This is a genomic window from Paracoccus sp. R12_2, from assembly GCF_017744015.1.
Lineage (GTDB): Bacteria > Pseudomonadota > Alphaproteobacteria > Rhodobacterales > Rhodobacteraceae > Paracoccus.
This window is the reverse complement of record NZ_JAGHRA010000004.1, coordinates 16,995-41,292: the sequence shown is the minus strand read 5'-3', so window position 1 is coordinate 41,292 and position 24,298 is coordinate 16,995. Positions and strand designations below refer to the sequence as shown.

The following is a 24,298-nucleotide window of genomic DNA, read 5'->3' as shown; positions in this document are numbered from 1 at the left end:
ATGCCCGGTTTAACGCCTGAACGGATAAATCATGCCCGATGCCACCGATCGCCGCATCCTGCGCCAGATGCTGGCGGATCCCAATGCCTCGAATGCCGATCTGTCGCGCCGCGCCGGCGTGACGCAGGCCAGCCTGTGGCGCCGGCTGGACAAGATGCGCGAAACAGGGGTCATCGCGGCGATCCAGTCGCGCATCGACTGGCGCGCGCTGGGATGGGAGGTCGAGGTCAGCCTGCGCTTTACCCTGGACAAGACCAATCCTCGCGCCTTCGATGATTTCATCGCCGCCGCCCGCGAGGTGCCCGAGGTGATCGAGATCCAGACCTTCCTTGGCAGCGTCGATCTGCGCCTGTCGGTGATCGCCCGCGACATGGCGCATTGGCAGCAGGTCTATCGCGACCGCATCCTGACCCTGCCGCATGTGTCCGACAGCGACGCGCTGATGCTGGTCTCGACCATCAAGGACAGCGCCGAGTTGGCGCTGTGAGCGGGCTGGATGCGACCGATCTGGCGATCCTGCGCATCCTGGCGGCGGATGCGACCACAAGCGCGGCCGAGATCGGGCGGGCGGTCGGCATCGGCCAGCCGGCGGCCTGGCGTCGCATCCGCAAGCTGGGCGAACAACGGATTCTGGCCGGGCGCAGGGTCGTCGTGGACAATGCCGCGCTGGGGTTCGGGGTGACGGTTTTCCTGGGCGTGCGCCTGGCTGCAAAGGGCCGCACCAGCCTGGAAGATTTCGAACGTGCCGTGACCGCCATCCACGAGGTGCAGACGGTTCAGCATGTGCTGGGGCAGTTCGACTATCGCCTGCGCATTACCGCCCGCGATATCAGCGATTTCGAACGTATCCTGCGCCGCCGGATCATGACCCTGCCCGGCGTCGGGCAGGTTGAGGCCAATGTGATGCTGTCCGAGGAACGCCGACCGGGACCGCTGGGGGCATCGGGTCCGGAATCCCGCTGATCGCGCAGTGTTGCCGGGCGTCCGACGTTGCCGCGGGCGGGTGCGTGCCCTGCCGCCCCCATCGAGGGGGCGCCAGGGCAGTCGGGGCTGAGCCCCTCCGCCCCCCCTCCGATGGGGGCCCGGTCAATCGCCGCCCAGACGTCTTGCCGCGTCAACCGAGGCATCCAGCCCTTCGGCCAGTTCGGCGGCGATACCCGAGACCTGCAACCGTTCCAGCCCGGCCGCGGTGGTCCCGGCATAGGCGATCATGCCGGCGACATGATCCGCCGCGCCTGGGCCGCCCCTGGCCAGCATATGACCCGCGCCCAGAAACAGCTGTCGCGTCGCCAGGTCCGCCAGATCGGGGTCCACGCCGCGCGACACCGCGTAATCGCTGACACATGCGGCGAAGAACGCCACGAACCCCGGCACCGGGCCTGTCAGCGCCGTGAAGATGTCCAGCTGATCTTCCGACGGCAGTTCGACGGTCGTCCCGCAACAGCGGAAGATCGCCGTCACGCGTTCACGGTCGGCCCGGGTGACCGCCGCGTGCGCGCACCATGGCGAGAAGGCAAGCCCCTCGGCGGCCGCAGGGCTGGTCATCGCGCGGATCACGCGCGACGTGCCCGACAGATCGGCGATACGCGCCAGCGTCTGGCCCGCCATGACCGACACGACCAAACGTCCATCAGCATGGATGTCCAGATCGCGCGCCGCCTGTGGCGGCACGCAAAGAATGACGGTGTCGCAGGCATCCACCAGTTCCTGATTATCCGCGGTGATGCACACGCCTTGCGCCACGTCATCCGCCACGCCCGACCGGCACGAGATCCACAGATCGCCCGGCACCACGCCACCGCGACGCAACAGTGCGGCCGCAAGCGCCCGCCCCAGCATGCCGTTGCCGCCGATGATCCCGATCCTGCCGATCCCGCCGTCGTCCATGACTGCCCCCGATCTTCGTCAATTCCGCCAGCGACCCATGCATCAGGACGCAAAGGGACGATCGCCGCGTGCGCGGGCTAGACCAAATTGTCGCGAAAGGCCGCGATCACCTGGCGATACACGTCGCGCTTGAACGGCACGATGCTGTCCAGCAGATCATCCGCCCGGATCCAGCACCAGCGGTCGAATTCCGGGTGATCGGTCTGGATGCAGACATCACCATCCTGACCCAGGAATCGCATCAACACCCATTTCTGACGCTGGCCGCCGTATTTGCCCTTCCAGACCTTGCCGACCAGCTCTGGCGGAAGATCGTAGAAAACCCAATCCTCGGCCTCGGCGACGATCTCGACCTTGTCGGCGCCGATCCCGGTTTCTTCGGTCAGTTCGCGCAGCGCCGCCTGACGCGGGGTTTCGCCCGTGTCGATCCCGCCCTGCGGCATCTGCCACGCATCGGGCCGATCAAGGCGCTGGCCCGCGAACACCAGCCCCTCGCTGTTGATCAGCACGACGCCCGCGCAGGGCCTGTAGGGCAGGCCCTGCGGTCCTGCCGGTTCAGCCATTTTCTTTCGCGGCTCCGGTTTCGCCCTTGCCCGACCCCTCGCCGGTCACGGCGGGCTTCGCCCCGGCCGGAACCTGTTCGGCCTCGAAGTTCACGGCTGCCAGCCCCTTCAGGATATCCACCGCATAGGCCATCTGATAATCTTCTTCGCGCAGCTTGGCGGTCGCCTCGACCTCGTTTGCCTCTTCCTCCATCTGCTTCTTTTCGTCGTCGCTGATCGAATCGTTGTTCAGCGCGCCGCGCAGATCCGCCTCGGACCGGCCGAAATTCGATTCGCTGCGGGGGCCGTCCTCGTCGTCCTCGGCATCGGCGGGTGGGCGGGGCTGGGCGACCAGGATATCGGGCTGAATGCCCATCGCCTGGATCGACCGGCCCGACGGCGTGTAATAGCGCGCCGTAGTCAGCCGGATCGCGCTGTCCGAGGTGACCGGCATGACCGTCTGCACGCTGCCCTTGCCGAAGGACTTCTCGCCCACGACGATGGCGCGGCGATGATCCTGCAATGCGCCGGTGACGATCTCGGACGCGCTGGCGGATCCGCCGTTGATCAGCACCACCATCGGCTTGCCCTGCGCCAGATCACCCGTCTCGGCGTTCCAGCGTTCGCTGTCCTCGGACTTGCGGCCGCGCGTGCTGACGATCTCTCCGGCATCAAGAAACGCATCCGACACCTCGATCGCCTGGTTCAGCAGCCCGCCGGGGTTGTTGCGCAGATCCAGCACGAAGCCCGTCACCTTGTCGATCCCGCCGACGTCCTTCACGGCCTTGTCCAGTTCGGACTTCATCGTGTCATAGGTTTCGTCGTTGAAGGTCGAGACGCGCAGCACCACCGCGTGCCCCTCGATCCGGGTCTTCACGACGGTCAGCTTGATCGTGTCGCGCGTCATCGTCAGGTCGAACGGCTCGTTCTCGCCTTCGCGCAGGATCGTGACGGTGATTTCGGACCCGACCGGGCCGCGCATCATGTCCACTGCGTCGTCCAGTGTCAGCCCCATCAGGGATTCGCCGTTCACATGGGTGATGAAATCGCCCGACTTGACGCCGGCCTCGGCGGCGGGCGTTTCGTCGATCGGCGAGACCACCTTGACCAGACCGTCTTCCTGGCTGACCTCGATGCCCAGCCCGCCGAAACTGCCGCGCGTCTGGGTCTGCATGTCCTCGTAATCGCTGGCCGACAGGAAGCTGGAATGCGGATCCAGCGAGGTCAGCATGCCGTTGATCGCCGATTCGATCAGGGTCTTGTCGTCAGGCGCCTCGACATAGTCGGCGCGCACCCGCTCGAACACGTTTCCGAACAGTTCCAGCTGCTCATAGACCGAGCTGTTCTTGCCTGCCTCTTGCGCGACCAGCGGTCCCGCGATCTGGGTGGTGAACAGCGCGCCGGCCAGCATCCCCCCGACCCCTGCGATCAGATAATGTTTCATGACGGCCTTTCCTGCCTCAGTCCTGTTGCACCCCGACGACCGGATTCAGCACGAACCAGTCCGCCGGGTCCAGCGTTTCGTCGCCGCGCCGCAGTTCAAGATACAGTGTCTCGGTCCGACCCGCATCTGCGCCACGCGCGGCATTCGCGACGAACTGCGCTCCGAATTCCTGCGCCGGAGCCTCGGAGCCACCCATCAGCCCGACCGGATCCCCTGCCCCCAGCACGTCGCCGACTTCTCCGAACACCTGCGACATGCCCGCAAATATCAGAAGATAGCCGCCCGCGGGCTCCAGAATCATCACATTGCCGTAATCCAGCAGCGGCCCGCGATAACGGATCGTGGCGGGCCATGGCGTCGTGACCAGCGCGGCGGGCGCAGTGGCGATCACCCAGCCGGGGCGCCGGACCCCGGCGGCATCGGGTTCGTCGTAGGGGCGCAGAACACTGCCGACCGCCGGAAGCGGCAGGCTGCCCTGCGCGCCCTCGAAATCCTCCATCGGCGCGCCGATATCGGTCTCCATCCCGTCGATGCCGCGGGCGAAATCGTCCAGGCTTTGCGTCGCATCGCGCAATTCCTGCAGTTCCTCGGGCGCCTCGGCAAAGCGGACCGGCATCGTCGAACGGTCGGTGACGGCGCTGGCCAGCAGGCGCCGCGCCTCCTGCACCGACGCAAGCCCGGATCCCAGCATCTCGGCCGCTGCCGCCTGCAGCGCCCGGACGGTGCTGATCTCGTTCAGATCGTCCTGCAGCCGTTCAGCCTCGCGCCGCAATCCGGGCGTGACATCGCTGAGGATCATGCCGGTTCGCGCATTCGCCAGCGCGCCCGCCGGATGCAGCAGCATCGTCGCCTCGGGTGATTGCTGCAGAGCGGTCATGGCGCCCAGCACCCCGGCAAGCCGCGACCGTTCTGCCTCGAAGCGGCCGTGCAGTTCGGCCTCGCGGGCGCTGGCCAGTCGCAGCCCCTCGCGCAACGCGGCCAGACCCTGCTCATAGCCCCGGATCACCTCGGTCAGCGCGGTCACCTGATCGTCCGCCGTTACCGCCTCGGCCAGCTTGCCGATCGCGCCGCGCAGCTGCGCGGCGGCGTCCTCGGCCTCGGCCACGGCCTGATTGGCGGGCGTGACGGCCATCGCCGGCGCGCCCAGCATCGCCGCCGACAGGATCATCGCCGCAAGCAGTCGTTGTTTCATGCGCTCTCGATCAGGCTTTCGCCGGTCATCTCGGCAGGTTTGTCCAGCCCCATCAGGTCCAGCACCGTCGGCGCGACATCGGCCAGCCGCCCGTTGCGCAGAACGGCCCCGCGCGGACCGCCAAAGACGATGACCGGCACCGGATTGGTGGTATGCGCGGTATGCGGGCCGCCGCTTTCGGGATCGACCATCGTCTCGCAATTGCCGTGATCGGCGATCACCACCGCGGCACCGCCGGCGCGCTCCAATGCCTCCAGCATCCGTCCCAGCCCGGCATCGACCGCCTCGCAGGCACGCTTGGCCGCCGCCAGGCTGCCGGTATGCCCGACCATGTCCGGATTGGCATAGTTCACCACGATCAGGTCATAGCCCGCGTCGATCACCTCGACCAGCTTGTCGCTGACCTCGCCTGCCGCCATCTCGGGCGCCAGATCATAGGTCGCGACCTTGGGGCTTTGCGGCATATGGCGATCCTCGCCCGGCTCGGGCGTTTCCTTGCCGCCATTCAGGAAGAAGGTCACATGAGGATATTTCTCGGTCTCGGCCAGCCTGAACTGACGCAGACCCTTCTGCGCGACCCAGGCGCCAAGCGTGTTGACCACCTGCGCCTTGGGATAGGCGGTGGACATGAAATCGTTGTGCCGTTCGCTGTAATCGACCATCCCCAGCAGCGTCGACCAGTCGGGGCGGTCCGCCACGTCGAATTCGGCGAAATCCGGATCGGCCAGTGCCGACAGGATCTCTCGCGCGCGATCGGCGCGGAAATTCAGGCAGAAGAACCCGTCCCCGTCATGCACGCCGTCATAGCCGTCGATCACGAAGGGCTGGATGAATTCGTCGGTCTCATCACGCGCATGCGCCGCCGCGACGGCCGCATCGGCGCGGTCGGCGGCCTCGCCCTTGCCCGCCACGATGGCGCGATAGGCCCGTTCCACCCGGTCCCAGCGCCGGTCACGGTCCATGGCAAAATAGCGCCCGATCACGGTGCCGATCCGGCATCCCTTGGGCAGATTGCCCTGCAATTCGGTGACGAAACCTTGCGCGGATTGCGGGGCGACGTCACGGCCGTCGGTGATGGCGTGGATGACGACCGGCACGCCAGCCTCGGCGATCGATGAGGCGGCCGCCAGAAGATGCCGGATATGCCCATGCACGCCGCCGTCCGACACCACACCCATCAGATGGGCGGTGCCGCCCGTGTCCTTCAGCCGCGCGATGAAACCATGCAACGCGTCATTCTGGAAAAAGCTTCCATCCTCGATGGCCAGATCAATCTGGCCCAGATCCATCGCGACCACGCGGCCGGCGCCGATATTGGTATGGCCGACCTCGGAATTGCCCATCTGCCCGCTGGGAAGCCCGACATCGGGCCCGAACGTGGTCAGCGTCGCATGCGGGCATTCGCGCATCAGCCGGTCGAAATTCGGTGTCGCGGCCTGGTCGGGCGCGCTTTGCTCGGGCCGGTCCGAGATGCCCCAGCCGTCAAGAATGCACAGGATCACGGGTGTCGTCATGCGGGCCTCGCTGTGATTTGCGCCTTGTTACGCCGCCGCCGCCGCTGCGACAACCTCCCCGAAGGCTCGCCGCAGGCCAATCGGCCCGATCTTCCTTGCCCCAATAGCCTCGGAAAGCAGACCTGCCAGCGTCGAGCGGCGGACAGACCCGTTCCGGGCCTTGCAGCGATCCTGTCCATGTCTCCTCGCGCCTCTCAGGCGCGATGATAGGGCGATCCGGCCAGAATCGTCGCCGCGCGGTAAAGCTGTTCGGCCAGCATGACCCGCACCAGAACATGCGGCCAGACCATGCGGCCAAAGCTGATCGACCAGTCGGCGCGGTCCCGCAGCGACGGATCCAGCCCGTCCGCCCCGCCGATCACGAAACAGGGATCGCGGGCGCTGTCGCGAAACTCCGCCAGCCGCGCGGCGAAATCCGGCGATGTGGGCTGATCGCCCCGTTCGTCCAGCATCACCAGCACCGAACCCTGCGGGATCGCCCGCATCAGCAGGTCGGCCTCGGCCGCCATGCCACCGCCGCGCCGATCCTCGACCTCGATCATCCCGATGGCGGGCAGGCCAAGGCTGCGGCCGGTCCGGGCGAAACGGTCGAGATAATCCGCGACCAGCGCCGCCTCGGGGCCCTTCTTCAGCCGCCCCACGGCGGCGATGTCGATGCGCATGAAGCCGGATGGCCCCTCAGGTCAGGGGACGCGACGCCTCGCGCACGCGGCTCAGCGTGTCGGCGGGCATCCACATCTTTTCCAGCTGATAGAAGTCGCGCACCTCGGGGCGGAAGACATGAACGATCACATCGTCCGTATCGACCAGCACCCAGTCGCCGGCGTCCTTGCCTTCGATCCGGGGCGTCCGGCCCGTCGCCTGCTTGACCTTCTCGGCCAGATGCTCGGCGATGGCGCCCACCTGGCGTGCGCTGCGGCCCGATGCGATCACCATGTGATCCGCCATGGCCGACCGTCCGCGCAGGTCGATCGTCACGATGTCCTCGGCCTTGTCGTCTTCAAGCGAGGACAGGATGCGGGCCAGGCGCGCTTCGGCACCTTCCTGGTCGCCCGCGGCGGTCGCAGCCGGCCTTCCGGCCGACGAAGCGTCTTGTGACAGGGTTGTATCCTCCGGTCAGCGCGCCGATCGCCCCCGGCGCAGGGGTACCCCCAAGATAGCATCTTTTCGGGCCATCTCAATCACCGGTCACGGATTCGGGACTTGCGCCGTCCGCGCGCCCGCCGCCGTGCTGCCGGATGGCGATCTGGTCGTTCAGCAGCCGCACCTCGCGCTGCGGGAACGGGATCGACACGCCGTGTTCCCGAAACGCGTCCCACAGCGCCAGATAGACCTGACCGCGCACATTGGTCAGCCCGCCCTGCGCGTCACCGATCCAGAACCGCAGCACATAATCCACGCTGCTGTCGCCGAAGCCCGTGACCCAGCAGACCGGCTTGCGCTGCGCAAGAACCCGCTTGACCGACAGCGCCGCGTTGATGGCGATTTCGCTGACCTTGTGGGGATCGTCGCCGTAAGATGTACCGAACGGGATATCCAGCCGCACGAAATTGTTGGTGTGCGACCAGTTGACCACCTGCCCGGTGACCAGATCCTCGTTCGGGATCAGATATTCCTTGCCGTCACGGGTGACGACGCTGACATAGCGCGCGCCCAGTTCCTCGATCCAGCCGAACGTGTCGCCCAGGCTGATCACGTCGCCGGGCTTGATCGACTTGTCCAGCAGGATGATCACCCCCGAGACCAGGTTGGACACGACCTTCTGCAGTCCGAATCCCAGCCCGACCCCGACCGCGCCCGAAAACACTGCCAGCCCGGTCAGATCGAACCCCACCGCCTTCAGCCCGACGATGATCGCCAGGCTGAACAGGAAGATCTGCAGCAGCTTGGCGGTCAGCACCCGCATCGTCGGCGAAATGTCGTCGTTCTGCGACAGCCGCCCGGTGATGACCCGAGACAGCATCCGGGCGCCCGCGATCATCAGCCCGGTGATCGCCAGCGCCTTCAGGACGGTCAGCGCCGACAGCCTGAAATCGCCCAGGCTGATCGCGATGCTTTCCAGAAACGCCGCAGCGGGTTCGGTCAGGTTCAGCAGATGCAGCGTCACCCAGATCCATGCCGCCCAGCTGACGATCCGGCGCAGGAAACGGTTGGTGATCACCCGCATCAGGAAAAAGATCCCGACCCAGGCGGCGGCGATGGTCGCGGCCAGTTCGATCACCTGGCTTCGGAAGGAATAGGTGACCTCGCGCATGACCAGCACGACCGCCCATGCAAGTATCGTGAACACGATCAGCGTCAGGCGACGATCGATCAGCAACCCCACGCGCAGTCGCCATTTCGGCCAGTTCTCGCGCGACCGCAGCCAGCCGGTCAGGCGCGGGGACAGAAGCCGGGCGATCAGCCACGAGATCAGGACAAGCCCGGCGATGGCCGGCAGCTGATACATCCGCGACGGGATCAGCAGCATGTCGACGAACAACGAGATCCGGTACCACAGCCCCTGGGCGGCATCGATGACCTCGGGGTTCAGCTCTTCCATCCGCGCATCTCCTTTGTCGCGATTACATATCGCGGCGGGCCGGTGGACAAGCCCCGGCGATCTTGTGTCAACGCGGAATCGGCCTTATTACATCAGGCATGACCGGGTTTATCTATTTCGACATTCACGACCGCGCGCGCCTGCCGTCGCGGTTCTTCGGCGAGGCGCTGTGCGTCACCGCGCGACTGTGACGGGCTGCGGTCCGGCCGCAGCCATTTCCCGCGCCATCGAAGCCACACAGCCGAAAGCCAATCACCATGACCGAACCCTCCCCCGCCCCGCGCACGCTTTATGACAAGATCTGGGACGCGCATGTCGTGGACCGTCAGGAAGACGGCACCTGCCTGCTGTATATCGACAGGCACCTCGTCCACGAGGTGACCAGCCCGCAAGCCTTCGAGGGGCTGCGGATGACGGGCCGCAAGGTGCGCGCGCCTGAACGCACCATCGCGGTGCCCGATCACAACGTTCCCACGACGCTGGACCGCCAGAACGGCATCGACAACGAGGAATCGCGCATCCAGGTCGATGCGCTGGACCGCAACGCCCGCGAATTCGGGGTGAACTACTATCCCGTCAACGACATCCGTCAGGGCATCGTCCATATCGTCGGTCCCGAACAGGGCTGGACCCTGCCCGGCATGACCGTCGTCTGCGGCGACAGCCATACGGCGACGCATGGCGCCTTCGGCGCGCTGGCCCACGGCATCGGCACGTCCGAGGTCGAGCATGTGCTGGCCACCCAGACGCTGATCCAGTCGAAGTCGAAGAACATGAAGGTGGAAATCACCGGACGCCTGGCGCCCGGCGTCACCGCCAAGGACATCGTGCTGCGCATCATCGCCGAAACCGGCACGGCAGGCGGCACCGGTCATGTCATCGAATACAGTGGCGAGGCGATCCGCAACCTGTCGATGGAAGGCCGCATGACGATCTGCAACATGGCGATCGAGGGCGGTGCCCGCGCGGGCCTGATCGCGCCGGACGAGACGACCTTCAACTACGTCAAAGGCCGCGCCCACGCCCCCAAGGGCGCCCAGTGGGAGGCTGCGGTGGCGTGGTGGAAGACGCTGTTCAGCGACCCCGACGCGCAGTGGGACAAGGTCGTGACCATCCGGGCCGAGGATATCGCCCCGACGGTCACCTGGGGCACCAGCCCCGAAGACGCCCTGCCGATCACCGCCACGGTTCCCGCGCCCGAGGATTTCAGGGGCGGCAAGGTCGATGCCGCCCGCCGGTCGCTGGACTATATGGGCCTGACCGCCGGCACCAATCTGACCGACATCGCCATCGACGCCGTGTTCATCGGGTCCTGCACCAACGGGCGGATCGAGGATCTGCGTGCCGCCGCCGAGGTGCTGCGCGGCCGCAAGCTGGCGCAGGGCGTTCGCGGCATGGTCGTCCCCGGCTCGGGCCTTGTCCGCGCGCAGGCCGAGGAAGAGGGGCTGGACCGCATCTTCCTGGACGCGGGATTCGAATGGCGGCTTGCCGGGTGTTCGATGTGTCTGGGCATGAACCCCGACCAGCTTGCACCTGGCGAACGCTGCGCCGCGACCTCGAACCGCAATTTCGAGGGGCGTCAGGGCTACAAGGGCCGCACCCACCTGATGTCGCCCGCGATGGCGGCGGCGGCGGGCGTGACCGGCCACCTGACCGACGTGCGCGACCTGATGGCCGAGACGGTCTGAGGGGTCGGCCATGCCCGCCCGCCCGACCAAGCCGGCGTCCGATATGGCAGGGTTCTGCGGCGCGGCCTCAGCCGCGTCGCAGCAGCCAGACGGCGTTCAGCGCGATCAGCACCAGACCGGCATTCTCGAACAGGTAGTTGGTGCTGAGACCGAACTGCCGCTGCCCGATCAGCGCGTCCATGTGGTGAAACCCGACCGCCCGGACAGCCACGAAGGCGCACAGGATCGCCAGCCCCAGCAGCGCGATCCCGTGTCGGCCAAGCTGGCCGCGCATCCGCCGCATCAGGACAAGAAGTCCCGATCCGATGCCCCACAGCAGCAGAAGGATGAACGCCACCTGCACGACCCTGCGGTAATCATACCACCCCTGCGCCTCGGCAAGGCAGCGTCCCAGCGCGGTCATCGCGCTTTGCAGATCCATCTGCTTGTTGATCGCCAGAAACAGCATCAGCGCCGCGATCACGCCCCAGAATCCGCGCCCGCGCTGCCCGCGCAACCTGCGCCACACCTGCGCAGCCAGCACGAAGCACAGCAGATAGGCCAGCACCGTCAACCATCCGGTCGCGTCCGGATCGCCGATGCGGGGCTGCCATGCCCGGCCTACACACTCGATCAAACTCATCGTCCCGTCTTCCAGCGCGTCCCGGACGGAACCTAGCAGCCCGCCCGACACTCAGGCCAGACACAATTTTCCGAGGATCCCATGGACAAGTTCACAACCCTGACCGGCATCGCGGCCCCCATGCCGCTGGTCAATATCGATACCGACATGATCATCCCCAAGCAGTTCCTGAAAACGATCAAGCGTTCCGGCCTTGGCGTGAACCTGTTCGACGAGATGCGCTATGACCGGGACGGCAACGAACTGCCCGATTTCGTCCTGAACCAGCCGGCCTGGCGCGACGCGCAGATCCTTGTCGCGGGCGACAATTTCGGCTGCGGCTCGTCGCGCGAACACGCGCCCTGGGCGCTTCTGGATTTCGGCATCCGCTGCGTGATCTCGACCAGCTTCGCCGACATCTTCTTCAACAACTGCTTCAAGAACGGCATCCTGCCGATCACCCTGCCCCAGGATGCCGTCGATGTGCTGATGGAGGACGCCCGCAAGGGCGCCAATGCCCGGATGACCGTCGATCTGGAAAACCAGACCGTCAGCACTTCGGACGGGCAGGAATTCCATTTCGACATCGACCCGTTCCGCAAGCATTGCCTGCTGAACGGCCTCGACGATATCGGGCTGACGATGAAAAAGGCGCCCTCGATCGATGCCTACGAGGATCAGATGGCGCAGGCCCGTCCTTGGGTCTAAGGGCCGCAGCCCTTCTGTGGCTGCTGAGCGCCGCGGTGGCGGTCCCCACGGCCGCCGATCCGATCCGCATCGCCACCTGGGATCCGGGCCTTTCGCGCAAGGGCCCCGGCCTTCTGCTGCGCGACATCGCCCGCGACGACCCACAGGTGCTGGCGGCGGCAACGGTGATCGCCGCCGCCGCGCCGGATGTGATCCTGCTGACCGGGATCGACTGGGATCATGACGCCCGCGCCTTGGAAGGTTTTTCAAAGGTTCTGGCGAAAACCGGGCTAAAGCTGCCCTACAGCTTAACGGCACGCCCGAACAGCGGCATGGCGACCGGCCTCGATCTGAACGCGGATGGCCGTCTTGGCCGGGCCGACGACGCACAGGGCTGGGGGCTGTTCACCGGCCAGAACGGCATGGCGGTGCTGTCGCGTCTGCCGCTTGGCCCGGTCACCGATCACACCGACAGGCTGTGGCGCGACCTGCCGGGTGCCCTGATGCCCGACACCGCGCCCGATGTGGCGGCGGTCCAGCGCCTGTCCTCGACCGCACATTGGGACATTCCGGTGCAGACACCCGACGGGCCGTTGCATCTGCTGGCATGGTCCGCCACCCCGCCGGTCTTCGACGGCCCCGAGGATCGCAACGGCCGCCGCAATCACGACGAGGCCGCGTTCTGGCTGCACCACCTGCCCGACGCGCCGTTCGTCCTGATCGGCAATATCAATCTGGACCCTGTCGATGGCGAGGGTCGTGCCGAAGCCCTTCGAAACCTGCTAAGCGTCGCACAGGACCCAGAACCACGCGGCGCATGGCAACCCCCGCAGACCGGCGCGAATGCCCGCCATCGGGGCGACCCGGCGCTGGATACCGGCGATTTCGACGATGACGGCCCCGGCAATCTGCGCGTCGATTACATCCTGCCGGACAAGGCGCTGACCGTCAGGGACAGCGGCGTGATCTGGCCTGCCCCCGACCAGCCGCTTGCCCAGGCGGTCGATACCGCATCGGATCACCGCCTGGTCTGGGTCGATCTGGATCTTCAGACCTCGAAGGACGCCACCGCACCCCAGGCCAGATCCAGATCCTCGTCGGTCACGCAATAGGGCGGCAGCACATAGACCGTGTTGCCCAGTGGCCGCAGCAACACGCCGTTTTCCAGGAAATGCGCCCGCATCCGTGGCCCGGTTTCGGCCAGGTAACCGGCATCGCCGACCTGCAGATCCATCGCCGCGATGGTGCCGCATTGACGCAGATTGTGGAAACGCGGATCGCCCGCGAACCGCGCCAGCCGCGCGGCCTGCATCGCGGTCAGCGATTCCAGCCGCGCCTGCATCGGGCTTTGCTGCCACAACCGCACCTGCGCCAGCGCCGCCGCGCAGGCAATCGGGTTCGCCGTATAGCTGGAGGAATGATAGAACGTCCGCCGACGGTCGGTCGAATAATGCGCCTGAAAGATCCTGTCGCTGGCCAGCGTTGCGGCCAACGGCACGACCCCGCCGGTCAGACCCTTGCTGGTGCACAGGATGTCCGGCGCGATCCCGGCATGATCGCAGGCCCACAGACGACCGGTGCGGCCCCAGCCGGTCATCACCTCGTCCGCGATCATCAGCACATCATGCCGGTCGCAGATCGCGCGCAGCTCCGCCAGAACCTGCGGCGAGTACATCCGCATTCCCCCCGCCCCCAGAATCAACGGCTCAAGGATCAGCGCCGCCATCTTTCCGCTGGCCGCCAGTTCCTCGAACGCCGCCAGTGTCGCGGCACCATCGCCGGTCGGAAAGGGCAGCTTGTCCACCGCGAACATCAGCGGGTCATAGGCCGCGTTGAACACGCCCCGCTCGCCCACGCTCATCGTGCCGATCGTGTCGCCGTGATAGCTGTCCTCGATCACCGCAATCCGGTGCCGTCCGTCGCCCTCGTACCGCCAGTATCCCAGCGCCATCTTCAACGCGACCTCGACAGCGGTCGAACCGCTGTCGCTGTAGAACACGCGCGTCAATCCCTTGGGCGCCATGCCGACCAGCGCCTCGGCCAGTTCCTCGCCCGGCGCGTGGGTCAGCCCGGCAAAGATCACCTGATCCATCCGACCGGTGGCATCCCTGATGGCCGCGACGATCTCGGCCTGACGGTGCCCATGTGTGACCACCCACCAGCTAGAGATGCCGTCCAGCAGACGCCGGCCGTCGGCGGTTTCCAGATACGCGCCTTCGGTCCCGACGATCCGGGGCGGGACAGGTTCGGTCGCGTGCTGCGTAAAGGGATGCCAGACCGCGCTCATCGATAATCCTCCGGGTCAAAGTTTTCGGCCATCGCGCGGCTCAGGCTGTCGCGATCCAGCCGCGTCAAGCGCGGCAGCCGGCCCAGCACCTTCACCGCGCCAAGCTGTCCGATCGTCGCGACATTGTCCCGGTTCTCGTCCCCCACGAAGGCGACGCCATGGACCGGCACCTGTCGCGCCCGCAGGCTTTCCAGCGCGGTCAGGCTGTGGCTGATCGTGCCCAGCCCGGTCGTGGCGACCAGGATCACCGGGATCTGCCATTCGGCGAACAGGTCGGCGAACAGAACCTTGCGCGTGACCGGCACCAGGACACCGCCTGCCCCCTCGATCACCAGCGGATCGATGTCGGGCGGCGTCAGCGTGCCGGGATCGACCTCGATCCCCTCAAGTTCGGCGGCGCGATGCGGCGACAGCGGCTCGCGCAGCAGCCACGCCTCGGGGTGGACCTGCGCGCCGGAAAGCCGTGCGACCTCGGCGGCGTCGGTATCGGGCCGGGGGACGTGTTGCGGCGCAACGCGCGTTAGCTGTGTACACCCTGTGCTCGTGCTGTGCATGTCCGGTGCATGGCCGGTGCGACCCGGATTGGGGATGTTTCCGGCCAGCCCCGACTGCACCGGTTTCCAGTAATCTGCCCCGATCAACCCGCACAGACCGGCCGCGAACACTGTCTTTCCGACATCCGTTCCGGTGCCCGTGATCACAAATCTGGCCATAGCTCCTCCAGCGTCTCTGCCAGCCGGATCACATCCGCAGGCGTGGCGTTCAGGGTCAGCGAAACCCGCAGCCGCGAGGTGCCTTCGGGCACCGTCGGCGGGCGAATCCCCCTGACATCAAAGCCCCTTTGCTGGATGCGCGCGGCCAGATCCATCGTGGCGGATTCCGGCCCGACGATCAGCGGGATGATCTGGCTGCCGCTGACCGACAACTGCGGCAGGCGGCGGGACAACTCGGCCCCGAACGCGGTGACATGGTCCCGCAACGCGTCGCGCCGCCACGGTTCGTCCCGCAGAATGTCAAGCGCCTCGCTGCCCGCCACCGCCATCAAGGGCGACGGTGCGGTCGCGAAGATGAATGGACGGCAGCGATTAATCATGAAGTCGATCAAGCACTTGGCCCCGCAGACCAAAGCCCCTGATCCGCCCAGCGCCTTGCCCAGCGTGTGCAGGGTCAGCACATTTTCGCGGCCCTCCAGGTGATGCGCCAAGCCTCGCCCATCGGCGCCGTAAACCCCGGTCGCGTGTGCCTCATCGACCAGCAGGAAACCGTGCTGATCGGCCAGTTTGGCAAGCTGGTCCAACGGCGCTGCATCGCCATCCATGCTGTAAAGGCTTTCGACCGCAATCCAGACCGCGCCGATATGCCCGGCCCGCCGCCACGCCTGGATCAGGTCGCGTGCATGTTCCACGTCGCCGTGCCGGAAAAGCTGGACTTCGGCCCTGCCGGCCCGCGCGCCCTCATGCGTGCTGGCATGCGACAGCGCATCCATCAGCAAAAGGTCGCCGCGTTGCGGCAAGGTTGTGATCACAGCAAAGTTCGCGACATAGCCGCCGCCGAACCCCAAAGCCGCCTCGGCCCCGAAGAACCGCGCTGCCTTGTCTTCGAACGCCGCATGCGCGTCCGTGTGTCCCCGCAACAGCCGCGATCCCGCCGCCCCGACCGGCACGCCGTGGTTCAAGGCTTCGCGAATCGCGTCGGACAGCCTTTCTGAGCCCGCCAGCCCGATGTAATCATTCGAGGAAAAGTCGATCCCGCCGCGTGCGATCAACGATCTTCGCCGCGTCTGACGGGTCAATCCGTCAAGCTGTTCCCGAAACACCGACAGCCGATCCACGGTGCGGTCCGATTCTTCGCGTCGCAGGTGATCGCTCATGTCCTACCGCAGGACCGGGATTGCCGGATCGGCCTCCAACAATGCCGCGCGATGCGCCTCGGCCGGATCCATTTCGGGCATGTGTTCGTGGACCTGCATCGGCTCAAGTCCCAGCTTGGCGAACAGACGCATATCCTGATCCTCGCCGGGATTGTCCTTGGTCAACAGGGTGTCCCCCACGAAGATCGAGTTTGCCCCGGCAAAAAAGCAAAGCGCCTGCATCTCATCCGACATCGCGGTCCGGCCCGCCGACAATCGCACATGGCTTTCCGGCATCATGATACGCGCCGTGGCGATCGTGCGGACGAAATCGATCGGATCGACGGGGGCGGCGTCTTCCAGCGGTGTTCCCTCGACCGGGATCAACATGTTGACGGGCACGCTTTCGGGCGGCTCGGGCAGATTGGCCAGCGTCACCAGCATATCGACGCGATCCTGTGTGCCCTCGCCCAGCCCAAGAATACCACCCGAACAGACCTTGATCCCGCTGTCGCGAACATTCTGAAGGGTTTGCAGGCGATCATCGAAGCTGCGCGTCGTGATCACATTAGAATAATAGGATTCGGATGTGTCGATATTGTGGTTGTAATAATCCAGCCCCGCGGCCTTCAGGCGCTTTGCCTGGTCGGCATCCAGCATCCCCAACGTCATGCATGTTTCCAGCCCAAGCGCCTTCACGCCTTCGACCATCGCAACGATCTGCGCCATGTCACGCGCTTTCGGGCTGCGCCAGGCAGCCCCCATGCAATAACGGGTCGCCCCGGCATCCCGCGCCCGCTTCGCCTCGGCGATCACGCGCTGGACCTCCATCAGCTTCGAGGCAGACAACCCGGAATCGTAGCGCGCCGACTGACTGCAATAGGTGCAATCCTCAGGGCAGCCGCCGGTCTTGATCGACAGAAGACGGCTCATCTGGACACGATTGGGGTTGAAATTCTGGCGATGCACGGTCTGGGCGCGAAACAGCAGTTCCATGAACGGCAGGTCAAAGATCGCCCGTGCGGTCTTGGCGGTCCAGATCAACCGCTTCTCCTCGTCGTGACCACGAAGACTTGCCTGCGACATGTCGATCCTCCTGCGAACGCTGCGATGCGTGTCCTAGCAGCTTGTCGCATGCCTGTCCAACCGGCATGGTGAACATGATCGTGCATCAATAGCGCGGTTTTCCAGCCTCTCGGATCTGCCGGTTCGCAAGATCAAGAAGCGCCTCGGCCCGGCCGAACTCTCGCACGGCGTCCTGCCTTGCGGCTTCATATCGCGGTGTCATCCGGGCAAGATCCTGATCAGCCTTTCGCAGTTCGCGGGCGGCACGACCCGCCTGAGCACTGGCGATCCGTGCCTCGGACACGGTCAGGGGCGCGACGCTGCGATAGCTTTGGTCAAGCGCCGCCTGCGATGCATCGACCCTTTGCCGGGCGGACGCCATGTGGTTGCTGAAAGCCGCCAGTTTCTTCAACTCCTGTTCGGCCTTCAGGCGCGCGATACGTTCAAGCTGCGCAAGCTTGTGGGAAACACCTACCATCCCGCACGGGCCTTCTGGCGCATTTTCTCGGCAAATCGGATCGCGGCCGCGACCGCCGCAAAGTGATCGCGCCTGATTTCCTGCCCGATCTCGACGCTGGCGTGAATTGCCCGTGCGCAAGGGGGATCCGACCAGATCGGCACCTTCGCCTCGCGGGCCTTGGCGCGGATACGTGCAGCAACCTCGTCCGTGCCCTTGGCCAGACACACCGGCGCCCTGCCGCTGCCACGCTGCCATTCCAAGGCCACCGCGTAATGCTTCGGGTTCACGATCACGACATCCGCTTTCGCGACATCTGCAAGCATCTGCTTCATGGCGATATCCACAGCCCGCTGGCGCCGCGCCGCTTTCAGATGCGGATCTCCTTCGGCCTCCTTGTGCTCATCCTCCATCTCCTTGCGTGACATGCGGTTCTTGCGGCGGTGCTCGTGCCACTTCCACAGCATGTCCAGCGCCGCGAAGCCGACCGATATCGCAACCGCCATCAGCAGAACCTGCGCCAGCAGTAGGCTCAGCCCGATCACCCAGCGATCCCCCGTCATCGCGCTGCCCGCCAATCTGTCCAGCAGGGCCGCGAACAGGTACCACCCGCCAAGGCAGACCAGCGCGGCCTTGCCGAAGGAAATCGCGAAGGTCACCAGCCCGGAAGCACCGAACTTCTGGGCTGCGTTCTTGATCGGATTCAGCCTGTTGAAATCGAGGGCCAGCTTGCCGGTGGCGAAGATCAATCCTCGTTGCATCACAAGGCCGACCAGGATGGCCATGGCGGGAACCACCGCCAGGGCGATTGCGGCAAGGCTGGCATAGTGCCCCAGCGATGCCGCCAGCCCGAAGGCCGTGTCAAGCGGCCAACCGTCCGACCCCATCGCGCGGCTTGCCATCGACAGCCACTGTTTCACAGCAAAACCGGCACCCACCGCAAGCGACAGCCAGGCGCCGACATACATCGCCGCCGCATTCAACTCGGTGGAACGCGGAACATCGCCCTTCTCGCGCGCCTTACGCAGCTTCTGATCGGTCGCCTCGAAGGGCTTGTCGTTGTGGTCTTCTGTCATCAGGGCCTCGGCAAGACAAAGCTCAGCACCGCGTCCGCCCAGATCGCGATCAACATGGGGGCCAGCAGCGTCAGCGCGACAAGCGCCAGCATGATCGAGGCAGGAGAGCCGATAAAGACGACCGGCAGCGCCGGCATGACGCGGTTGATGACACCAGACAGCGCCTGGAACAGAAAGCCGCCCAGGGTAAAGGGCGCGGCCAGCATCATCGCCAGCCCGAAACTTTGCGCGACCAGTGCGACGGCTGCGGGCGCAAGCGTGTCGATGTCGGGCCAACCCGCCGGCGGCCAAAGCGTGAAGCTGTCGGCCAGCAGCTGCACCAGCATCACCGGCAAACCAAGCGCCATCAACACGGCCATGCCACCCAGATGCATCAGGTTCCCGACCGGATGCGGGGCGGCTTCGTTCTGGACACCAATGATCTGAGACAAGGACGCGGTCGCGGCGATTGCCGTGGTGGCCACGTCCAAGGCAAGGGCCAACAGCCGCAGCAAGCCCCCGGTTGCCAGGCCGATCACCATCTCGGCACCGCTTTGGACGATCAATTGCAACGGCACCGACGGCGACGCCACCGGCCCCGTCAACCCCGCCAGCAACGGCGTGACCGCCATCGCGGCCGCTACCCGCACCCGGACCGGAATCAGCCTTTCGCCCAGCCCCGGCAGGATCAGCAGACATGCCTGGACCCGCAGATAGACAAGGACGACGCCCCAATCCAGGCCGGGCACCCATTGGGCAAGCTGCTGCCACATCACGCGGCCTCGATCGTTCCGACCAGGTGTAGTTCGGCCCCCGGGTCGATCTCCTCCAGGCCCAGGACCGGCGCAGAGACGCCATTCGATCCCAGCACGGCACGGATCATCCGTCGCCGATGATCGGGCGCAATGACGACGGTGCGTGCGCCCGGCTGAGCCGTGGCCAGGGCGCGACGGGTGGCGTCGAGCAGTTTCTGCGACAACCCCGGCGTGATGGCCCCGCCGCCGGTTCGGCCCGTCTCGCCATCCGCACGAACAAATTCCGCCTCCCATGCAGGGTGCAGCTGCAACGCCGAGATGCGCCCGGAATCGTCCGAATATTGCTGCGTGATCTGGCCGCGCAGCCGCTTTCGCACCATTTCGTAGACCGTTTCGATCGAGTCGATCGAACGAAATTCGTAGATGGCGTCGATGATCAGCGGCAGGTTGCGGATCGACAGGCGTTCCTCCAGCAACGCCCGCAGGACAGCCAACAGGCTTTCGGGGCTGACCTTGTCAGGGATCATGCTGTCAAGGTAACGCCTGTTGCGTTCCGCTCGAGCGGGGTCCGAAAGCGTCTTCAGTTCCTCGATCTGGCGCTGCATCGCGGCCAGTGTCAGCAAAGACGACAGGTTCGCCTTCACGACCTCCATCAGATGCGTGGACAGCACCTCCATCGGTGTCACCACGGTCGCACCCATGGTCGCGGCCTCGTCCTGATCCTCGCGCGCAAGCCAGCGCGCGGGGCTGGAATAGACCGGTTCGCGGACGGTCACGCCCCGCAACTGTTCCAGCAGCCGGTCCGGGCCCAATGCAAGAACCTCACCCGGTCTCAGGCTGCCGCGACCACGCACCACGCCATGGACCCGGATCAGATAGTCGCCAGGCGCCAGTTCGTCCGTATCGGTGATGCGAACATCCGGCAGGATCAGCCCGAAACCGCGTGCGATGTGAATTCGCAGGTTGCTGATCCGGCTGCCCAGGCCGCGCGCCTGATCCAGCGCCGTCACGATCAGATCGGACCCTATCTCGACGCTGATATCGTCGGTATCCAGCACGTCGCCGATCCGGCTGGCGGGCCGTGACGCCGGTTCGTCATCGGCCGGGATCTCGGGTTGGTCCATGTCATGCCTCAACCTGCGCGCGATCTGAAACGAGGCCATAGCCATCGCCATGGCCAGCGCAATAAACAGTAGACGCGGCATGCCGGGAACGAAGGACATCAGCAGCATCGCCGCCGCAACCATTGCCGCAGGCTGCCAGCCGCGCGCGAATTGCTGCGACAGAAGTTGCGCGGTCGTGTCGGTCGCCCCGCCGCGCGACAGCAGCAACGCCGCCGCCATCGAGGTGATCAGCGCCGGGATCTGGCTGACCAGACCGTCGCCGATCGTGAGGTGTGAATAGGTCGAGACGGCATCCCCGACGCTCATGCCATGGACGGCGATCCCCACTGTCAGACCGACAAGAAGATTGATCAGTGTGATCACGATCCCCGCGACAGCATCGCCCTTGACGAATTTCGATGCGCCGTCGAGCGATCCGAAGAAGCTGATCTCGCGCTGTTCCTGGGCACGGCGCCGCTTGGCTTCCTGATGATCGATCGCGCCTGCATTCAGGTCTCCGTCAATCGCAAGCTGCTTGCCGGGAAGCGAATCCAGCGCGAACCGCGCCGCAACCTCGGCCATGCGCCCTGAACCCTTGGTGATGACCATGAAGTTCACCACCGAGATGACTGCGAACACGGTCAGCCCGACCAGAAGTGAACCGCCCGCCACAAAGGCCGCGAATCCGTTGATCACCTGCCCCGCAGCATCGTTGCCGGTGTGCCCTTCCGTCAGGATAAGCCGGGTCGAGGACACGTTCAGCGAAAGCCGGATGACCAGACTTACCAGCAGCAGAACCGGGAACGCCTGAAAATCGGTCGGCTTGTCCACCAGCGATGCCATGACCAGCACCAGCGTCGCGGTCGCGATGGACAAGGCGATTCCGAAATCCAGCAATCCCGGCGGAAGCGGGATCACCAGCGAAATGACGATCAGGACCAGACCGCCGGTAACCAGCAAAGGTGCATCCAGCATGCGCCGGGACTTACGGGCGACAGCGCCGACACTGTTCATTCCATGTCCTCCTGCGCCGTGATCGCGGGCTTCAGAATATCCTCGAGCGGCCAGGGATCTGCCGTCAGCAGCCCCGCGCGGCGCAGAAAGACCAGAGCCTGCAGCCGTACCGATGGCTCCATGCCCATCAACCGCACACGATAGTCGCGCGGCAGCGTTTCGCCGGCCAGCAGCAGGTCGGACGCCTCTTGCGCGTAGCCGGCGATTTCGGGAGGCAATGACGCCGTCGGCTCGCCCGCATTCGCAGCCACGACGAGAAAGGCCATTGTCAGCATCACGCCGCCTTCTTCAGATCTCGAAGCGCGGTCTCCAGCGTATCGAAGCTGGGGCGCAGATGTTCCGGGGCGGTCTGGCGACCGACCTCGACGCACAGATTGGTGGCATGCTGATGCAGGCCGGCGACCAGCACCGACTTGATCACATCATAGAAACCAAGATCCTGCTTGATGACGCCCCCAAGCCGGTTGGCCAGCGGCGCGACAAAGCCATAGGCCAGAAAGACGCCCAGAAACGTCCCCACCAGGGCGCCGCCGATCATCTTGCCCAACACCTCGGGCGGTTGGTCGATCGAACTCATCGTCTTGATGACGCCCAACACGGCGGCGACGATTCCCAGCGCCGGCAATGCATCGGCCACACTTTGCAGCGCATGTGGAAGGTGCATCTCTTCCTCGCGCAGCGTCGCGATGCGGCGGGACAGCATCTCTTCGACCTGATAGGGATCGTCATAGTTCAGGCTGGCCGAGCGCAGCGTATCGGCGATCAACGAGACGATATTGTGATCGGCCAGCAGTCGCGGATAAGCCCCGAACACGGTAGATTCCCGCGGGTTTTCGATGTGCTGTTCCAAGGCGACCGGATTTTCGCGCGCGATCTTCAGCAGTTGAAACATCAGGCAAAGCACATCCTGATGATCCTGCGCCGACCACATGGGGCCCTTGAAGGCGCGTATCAGCCCCTTCGGCGTCGCCTTCAGGATATGGCTGTCGTTGGACAACAGGTATGATCCGATCGCGGCACCCATAATCATCATCATCTCGAATGGCAGCGCATGGGTGATGACACCCATCTTGCCGCCCGCGAGCAAATAACCGCCGAAGACCATCGCCATGGTCAAGAAAATGCCTACAAAGCCGAACATGACTGTCGCTCCTCAGTTCTTTCTGACGCTGCGGGCGCCCATCTGGGCGGTCAGCAGCGCCGCCTGACGCGGCTCGACCGCGGCAATGATCCGCGCCCCCGTTTCCGGCCGAACCCGCATCAGGATCTCGGCCGCGAAATCCGCGGGCAGGTTGGTCAGCACGGCGGCTGCCTCGGCTGGCTTCATCTGATCGTAGAGCGCGACGAGGCGCTGGATATCGTCTCGAACAGCTTCGGTGGCCGTATCCCGCCGCGCGCGGATTCCGCCCTTCTGCGACTTCAACTGCACAAGCCGTTCACGCAATGTCTGTTCGGCCTGCGCCAGTTCGGCCTTTCGGTCTTCGATACTTTCCATGTAGCGCTCGATCCGAAGGGCGCGATCGCGCAATTCCTCGGCCAAGGCGACCGCCTCGGGAACGTCGCCGCAGCCTTGCAAAAGACCGCTGGGTGCGGCGAACGCCGCAAACACCCGTGAAAGATCCTGGGATTTCCAGACCGCGGCGGCGGCAGGAACGGCCAGAATCAATGCCAGGGCCGGCAGGAACGATCTACGCATCGAATATCTCCGACTTCTTGCGAAGACGCCGTTGCGGTGCGGGTCGATCCTCGGGCATCGCCGCCTGGCCGATCCGCTGGCGCAGATCCCACAGCGCGCGTTCCTTCCGTGCCCGTGATATTTCCTCGGAAAGCTGTTCGCTTGCTTCGGTGGCCTCGGCGCGGGCCGACCGGATCGCACGTTCCAGCCTGTCCACTTCGGCGGCCATCACCGCGATCGCCCCGCCCAGACCCGATTCCAGATCGTTCAGCCGACGCAGCCGGCGCGCCAGCAGCAGGCAGAAACAGGCAAGTCCCACAGAGGCCGCGGCCAGCGCGGCCTGAAGCAGTGTCTCGATAGTCATCTGATCAGAAACTCCGTTATCAAGAGATCCTTCACCGGCGTCTCACCCAGCACATAGCGGGTCCGCGTCACCAGTTCGGCGCGGATGATCTCCAGGACGCCCCGCTTGTCGTAGGCTGCGGGATCGACGCCCGAGAGGAAGCCCGTAAAGGCGTCCAGAACGCGTGGCATGAGATGTTCGACCTCAGCGCGGTGGGTCGCATCCGTTTCAATCGATACAGCCAGGATCAGACTGCGTCCGCGACCGCCCGGTACACTCAATTCGATGCGCGGAATCTCGACGAATACCGCTGGCGAAACGGTCGTCACGGCAGGGGCGCCTGACGAACCCGCAAACAGCCCCATAGGGGACCAGAACCCCAGATAGGTCGATGCAAAGCCGCCACCGCCCAGAAGGATCGCGGCCGCGACAGGTAGCAGTTTCCCCCTCTTCCTGGGGGCTTCCTCCGTGGGGTCGACGACTGCTTCGGACATGGTGATTCTCCGTCGTGATGAAACGGATTTAGCACCTCGCGACTAACCAAATCTTAACATCGGCCATGTCATCAAGACGATGACGAACAACCTGAAGATGATTC

27 protein-coding genes are annotated in these 24,298 nt (G+C 65.4%); 5 read left to right on the top strand and 22 right to left on the bottom strand.

Annotation, left to right across the window (positions count from 1 at the left end; all coding sequences use genetic code 11):
• The first annotated feature begins 31 nt into the window (after positions 1 to 31).
• Both J7359_RS06255 and J7359_RS06250 read left to right on the top strand, forming a co-directional pair.
• The gene (locus J7359_RS06255) at positions 32 to 487 is read left to right on the top strand and encodes an Lrp/AsnC family transcriptional regulator (protein ID WP_209055709.1); all 456 of its coding nucleotides are present in this window, start codon (positions 32 to 34) and stop codon (positions 485 to 487) included.
• The gene (locus J7359_RS06250) at positions 484 to 963 is read left to right on the top strand and encodes an Lrp/AsnC family transcriptional regulator (RefSeq protein WP_209055707.1); all 480 of its coding nucleotides are present in this window, start codon (positions 484 to 486) and stop codon (positions 961 to 963) included. The genes J7359_RS06255 and J7359_RS06250 overlap by 4 nt, the downstream gene beginning before the upstream one ends.
• A 123-nt stretch (positions 964 to 1,086) precedes the next feature.
• Here J7359_RS06250 and J7359_RS06245 read toward each other — a convergent pair whose 3' ends face one another.
• The 8 genes from J7359_RS06245 to J7359_RS06210 all read right to left on the bottom strand — a co-directional run bounded on the left by J7359_RS06245 (position 1,087) and on the right by J7359_RS06210 (position 9,121).
• Positions 1,087 to 1,887, bottom strand: coding sequence for a pyrroline-5-carboxylate reductase dimerization domain-containing protein (locus J7359_RS06245; protein WP_209055705.1), 801 nt, complete (start codon positions 1,885 to 1,887; stop codon positions 1,087 to 1,089).
• Between the two features lie 77 nt (positions 1,888 to 1,964).
• Entirely contained in the window at positions 1,965 to 2,450 is a 486-nt protein-coding gene (locus J7359_RS06240) for an RNA pyrophosphohydrolase (protein WP_209055703.1), read from the bottom strand.
• Entirely contained in the window at positions 2,443 to 3,873 is a 1,431-nt protein-coding gene (locus J7359_RS06235; RefSeq protein ID WP_209055701.1) for a S41 family peptidase, read from the bottom strand. Before J7359_RS06235 ends, J7359_RS06240 begins: the two co-directional genes overlap by 8 nt.
• 16 nt (positions 3,874 to 3,889) lie before the next feature.
• A complete protein-coding gene (locus J7359_RS06230; RefSeq protein ID WP_209055700.1) occupies positions 3,890 to 5,065 on the bottom strand; it encodes a peptidase M23 in 1,176 nt (391 codons plus the stop codon).
• Complete coding sequence (gene gpmI, locus J7359_RS06225) at positions 5,062 to 6,579, bottom strand: 2,3-bisphosphoglycerate-independent phosphoglycerate mutase (RefSeq protein ID WP_209055698.1); 1,518 nt, start codon at positions 6,577 to 6,579, stop codon at positions 5,062 to 5,064. Before gpmI ends, J7359_RS06230 begins: the two co-directional genes overlap by 4 nt.
• Positions 6,580 to 6,773: 194 nt before the next feature.
• Positions 6,774 to 7,241: a 23S rRNA (pseudouridine(1915)-N(3))-methyltransferase RlmH gene (gene rlmH / locus J7359_RS06220; protein WP_209055696.1), complete on the bottom strand. Its 468-nt coding sequence runs from the start codon at positions 7,239 to 7,241 to the stop codon at positions 6,774 to 6,776.
• A 16-nt stretch (positions 7,242 to 7,257) separates the two neighbouring features.
• Positions 7,258 to 7,605, bottom strand: a complete 348-nt coding sequence (gene rsfS / locus J7359_RS06215) for a ribosome silencing factor (RefSeq protein WP_247740238.1) — start codon at positions 7,603 to 7,605, stop codon at positions 7,258 to 7,260.
• A 151-nt stretch (positions 7,606 to 7,756) separates the two neighbouring features.
• The gene (locus tag J7359_RS06210; protein ID WP_209055694.1) at positions 7,757 to 9,121 is read right to left on the bottom strand and encodes a mechanosensitive ion channel domain-containing protein; all 1,365 of its coding nucleotides are present in this window, start codon (positions 9,119 to 9,121) and stop codon (positions 7,757 to 7,759) included.
• Positions 9,122 to 9,378: 257 nt separating this feature from the next.
• Between J7359_RS06210 and leuC the strand changes: the two genes are divergently transcribed.
• Entirely contained in the window at positions 9,379 to 10,809 is a 1,431-nt protein-coding gene (leuC, locus tag J7359_RS06205; RefSeq protein ID WP_209055692.1) for a 3-isopropylmalate dehydratase large subunit, read from the top strand.
• 67 nt (positions 10,810 to 10,876) lie between these two features.
• Here leuC and J7359_RS06200 read toward each other — a convergent pair whose 3' ends face one another.
• Positions 10,877 to 11,431, bottom strand: coding sequence for a hypothetical protein (locus J7359_RS06200; RefSeq protein ID WP_209055690.1), 555 nt, complete (start codon positions 11,429 to 11,431; stop codon positions 10,877 to 10,879).
• Between the two features lie 81 nt (positions 11,432 to 11,512).
• On the opposite strand from J7359_RS06200, the gene leuD reads away from it, so the two are divergent.
• A complete protein-coding gene (gene leuD / locus J7359_RS06195) occupies positions 11,513 to 12,118 on the top strand; it encodes a 3-isopropylmalate dehydratase small subunit (protein WP_209055688.1) in 606 nt (201 codons plus the stop codon).
• Between the two features lie 35 nt (positions 12,119 to 12,153).
• Positions 12,154 to 13,209 carry an endonuclease/exonuclease/phosphatase family protein gene (locus J7359_RS06190; protein WP_348524342.1) on the top strand — a complete coding sequence of 352 codons (1,056 nt, stop codon included), beginning with the start codon at positions 12,154 to 12,156 and terminating at the stop codon, positions 13,207 to 13,209.
• Here J7359_RS06190 and J7359_RS06185 read toward each other — a convergent pair.
• The 13 genes from J7359_RS06185 to J7359_RS06125 all read right to left on the bottom strand — a co-directional run bounded on the left by J7359_RS06185 (position 13,146) and on the right by J7359_RS06125 (position 24,194).
• Entirely contained in the window at positions 13,146 to 14,384 is a 1,239-nt protein-coding gene (locus J7359_RS06185) for an adenosylmethionine--8-amino-7-oxononanoate transaminase (RefSeq protein WP_209055684.1), read from the bottom strand. The two genes, J7359_RS06190 and J7359_RS06185, sit on opposite strands and share 64 nt — an antisense overlap.
• Positions 14,381 to 15,097 carry an ATP-dependent dethiobiotin synthetase BioD gene (bioD, locus tag J7359_RS06180; protein ID WP_209055683.1) on the bottom strand — a complete coding sequence of 239 codons (717 nt, stop codon included), beginning with the start codon at positions 15,095 to 15,097 and terminating at the stop codon, positions 14,381 to 14,383. Before bioD ends, J7359_RS06185 begins: the two co-directional genes overlap by 4 nt.
• Complete coding sequence (locus J7359_RS06175) at positions 15,082 to 16,254, bottom strand: 8-amino-7-oxononanoate synthase (protein WP_209055681.1); 1,173 nt, start codon at positions 16,252 to 16,254, stop codon at positions 15,082 to 15,084. Before J7359_RS06175 ends, bioD begins: the two co-directional genes overlap by 16 nt.
• A gap of 3 nt (positions 16,255 to 16,257) precedes the next feature.
• On the bottom strand, positions 16,258 to 17,319 hold the full coding sequence (gene bioB / locus J7359_RS06170) for a biotin synthase BioB (protein WP_209055680.1): 1,062 nt from the start codon (positions 17,317 to 17,319) through the stop codon (positions 16,258 to 16,260).
• An 85-nt stretch (positions 17,320 to 17,404) separates the two neighbouring features.
• Positions 17,405 to 17,776, bottom strand: coding sequence for a hypothetical protein (locus J7359_RS06165; RefSeq protein ID WP_209055679.1), 372 nt, complete (start codon positions 17,774 to 17,776; stop codon positions 17,405 to 17,407).
• Positions 17,770 to 18,831, bottom strand: coding sequence for a flagellar type III secretion system protein FlhB (locus J7359_RS06160; RefSeq protein WP_209055678.1), 1,062 nt, complete (start codon positions 18,829 to 18,831; stop codon positions 17,770 to 17,772). Before J7359_RS06160 ends, J7359_RS06165 begins: the two co-directional genes overlap by 7 nt.
• Entirely contained in the window at positions 18,831 to 19,583 is a 753-nt protein-coding gene (locus J7359_RS06155) for a flagellar biosynthetic protein FliR (protein ID WP_209055677.1), read from the bottom strand. Before J7359_RS06155 ends, J7359_RS06160 begins: the two co-directional genes overlap by 1 nt.
• A complete protein-coding gene (locus J7359_RS06150; RefSeq protein ID WP_247740223.1) occupies positions 19,583 to 21,682 on the bottom strand; it encodes a flagellar biosynthesis protein FlhA in 2,100 nt (699 codons plus the stop codon). Before J7359_RS06150 ends, J7359_RS06155 begins: the two co-directional genes overlap by 1 nt.
• Positions 21,679 to 21,957, bottom strand: a complete 279-nt coding sequence (locus tag J7359_RS06145) for a hypothetical protein (protein WP_209055676.1) — start codon at positions 21,955 to 21,957, stop codon at positions 21,679 to 21,681. Before J7359_RS06145 ends, J7359_RS06150 begins: the two co-directional genes overlap by 4 nt.
• Entirely contained in the window at positions 21,957 to 22,823 is an 867-nt protein-coding gene (motA, locus tag J7359_RS06140) for a flagellar motor stator protein MotA (RefSeq protein WP_209055675.1), read from the bottom strand. Before motA ends, J7359_RS06145 begins: the two co-directional genes overlap by 1 nt.
• 12 nt (positions 22,824 to 22,835) lie before the next feature.
• Positions 22,836 to 23,378: a hypothetical protein gene (locus J7359_RS06135; RefSeq protein ID WP_209055674.1), complete on the bottom strand. Its 543-nt coding sequence runs from the start codon at positions 23,376 to 23,378 to the stop codon at positions 22,836 to 22,838.
• The gene (locus J7359_RS06130) at positions 23,371 to 23,721 is read right to left on the bottom strand and encodes a hypothetical protein (protein ID WP_209055673.1); all 351 of its coding nucleotides are present in this window, start codon (positions 23,719 to 23,721) and stop codon (positions 23,371 to 23,373) included. Before J7359_RS06130 ends, J7359_RS06135 begins: the two co-directional genes overlap by 8 nt.
• Positions 23,718 to 24,194 (bottom strand): flagellar basal body-associated FliL family protein, encoded by a 477-nt coding sequence (locus tag J7359_RS06125; protein WP_209055672.1) that lies wholly within the window; start codon positions 24,192 to 24,194, stop codon positions 23,718 to 23,720. Before J7359_RS06125 ends, J7359_RS06130 begins: the two co-directional genes overlap by 4 nt.
• Between the last annotated feature and the right edge of the window lie 104 nt (positions 24,195 to 24,298).

Excerpts from the sequence above, each read along its gene's own strand:
- J7359_RS06255 (WP_209055709.1), top strand. The coding sequence starts at position 32 with ATGCCCGATGCCACCGATCGCCGCATCCTGCGCCAGATGCTGGCGGAT.
- J7359_RS06245 (WP_209055705.1), bottom strand. The coding sequence starts at position 1,887 with ATGGACGACGGCGGGATCGGCAGGATCGGGATCATCGGCGGCAACGGC.
- J7359_RS06240 (WP_209055703.1), bottom strand. The coding sequence starts at position 2,450 with ATGGCTGAACCGGCAGGACCGCAGGGCCTGCCCTACAGGCCCTGCGCG.
- J7359_RS06235 (WP_209055701.1), bottom strand. The coding sequence starts at position 3,873 with ATGAAACATTATCTGATCGCAGGGGTCGGGGGGATGCTGGCCGGCGCG.
- J7359_RS06230 (WP_209055700.1), bottom strand. The coding sequence starts at position 5,065 with ATGAAACAACGACTGCTTGCGGCGATGATCCTGTCGGCGGCGATGCTG.
- gpmI (WP_209055698.1), bottom strand. The coding sequence starts at position 6,579 with ATGACGACACCCGTGATCCTGTGCATTCTTGACGGCTGGGGCATCTCG.
- rlmH (WP_209055696.1), bottom strand. The coding sequence starts at position 7,241 with ATGCGCATCGACATCGCCGCCGTGGGGCGGCTGAAGAAGGGCCCCGAG.
- J7359_RS06210 (WP_209055694.1), bottom strand. The coding sequence starts at position 9,121 with ATGGAAGAGCTGAACCCCGAGGTCATCGATGCCGCCCAGGGGCTGTGG.
- leuC (WP_209055692.1), top strand. The coding sequence starts at position 9,379 with ATGACCGAACCCTCCCCCGCCCCGCGCACGCTTTATGACAAGATCTGG.
- J7359_RS06200 (WP_209055690.1), bottom strand. The coding sequence starts at position 11,431 with ATGAGTTTGATCGAGTGTGTAGGCCGGGCATGGCAGCCCCGCATCGGC.
- leuD (WP_209055688.1), top strand. The coding sequence starts at position 11,513 with ATGGACAAGTTCACAACCCTGACCGGCATCGCGGCCCCCATGCCGCTG.
- J7359_RS06185 (WP_209055684.1), bottom strand. The coding sequence starts at position 14,384 with ATGAGCGCGGTCTGGCATCCCTTTACGCAGCACGCGACCGAACCTGTC.
- bioD (WP_209055683.1), bottom strand. The coding sequence starts at position 15,097 with ATGGCCAGATTTGTGATCACGGGCACCGGAACGGATGTCGGAAAGACA.
- J7359_RS06175 (WP_209055681.1), bottom strand. The coding sequence starts at position 16,254 with ATGAGCGATCACCTGCGACGCGAAGAATCGGACCGCACCGTGGATCGG.
- bioB (WP_209055680.1), bottom strand. The coding sequence starts at position 17,319 with ATGTCGCAGGCAAGTCTTCGTGGTCACGACGAGGAGAAGCGGTTGATC.
- J7359_RS06165 (WP_209055679.1), bottom strand. The coding sequence starts at position 17,776 with ATGGTAGGTGTTTCCCACAAGCTTGCGCAGCTTGAACGTATCGCGCGC.
- J7359_RS06160 (WP_209055678.1), bottom strand. The coding sequence starts at position 18,831 with ATGACAGAAGACCACAACGACAAGCCCTTCGAGGCGACCGATCAGAAG.
- J7359_RS06155 (WP_209055677.1), bottom strand. The coding sequence starts at position 19,583 with ATGTGGCAGCAGCTTGCCCAATGGGTGCCCGGCCTGGATTGGGGCGTC.
- J7359_RS06150 (WP_247740223.1), bottom strand. The coding sequence starts at position 21,682 with ATGAACAGTGTCGGCGCTGTCGCCCGTAAGTCCCGGCGCATGCTGGAT.
- J7359_RS06145 (WP_209055676.1), bottom strand. The coding sequence starts at position 21,957 with ATGCTGACAATGGCCTTTCTCGTCGTGGCTGCGAATGCGGGCGAGCCG.
- motA (WP_209055675.1), bottom strand. The coding sequence starts at position 22,823 with ATGTTCGGCTTTGTAGGCATTTTCTTGACCATGGCGATGGTCTTCGGC.
- J7359_RS06135 (WP_209055674.1), bottom strand. The coding sequence starts at position 23,378 with ATGCGTAGATCGTTCCTGCCGGCCCTGGCATTGATTCTGGCCGTTCCT.
- J7359_RS06130 (WP_209055673.1), bottom strand. The coding sequence starts at position 23,721 with ATGACTATCGAGACACTGCTTCAGGCCGCGCTGGCCGCGGCCTCTGTG.
- J7359_RS06125 (WP_209055672.1), bottom strand. The coding sequence starts at position 24,194 with ATGTCCGAAGCAGTCGTCGACCCCACGGAGGAAGCCCCCAGGAAGAGG.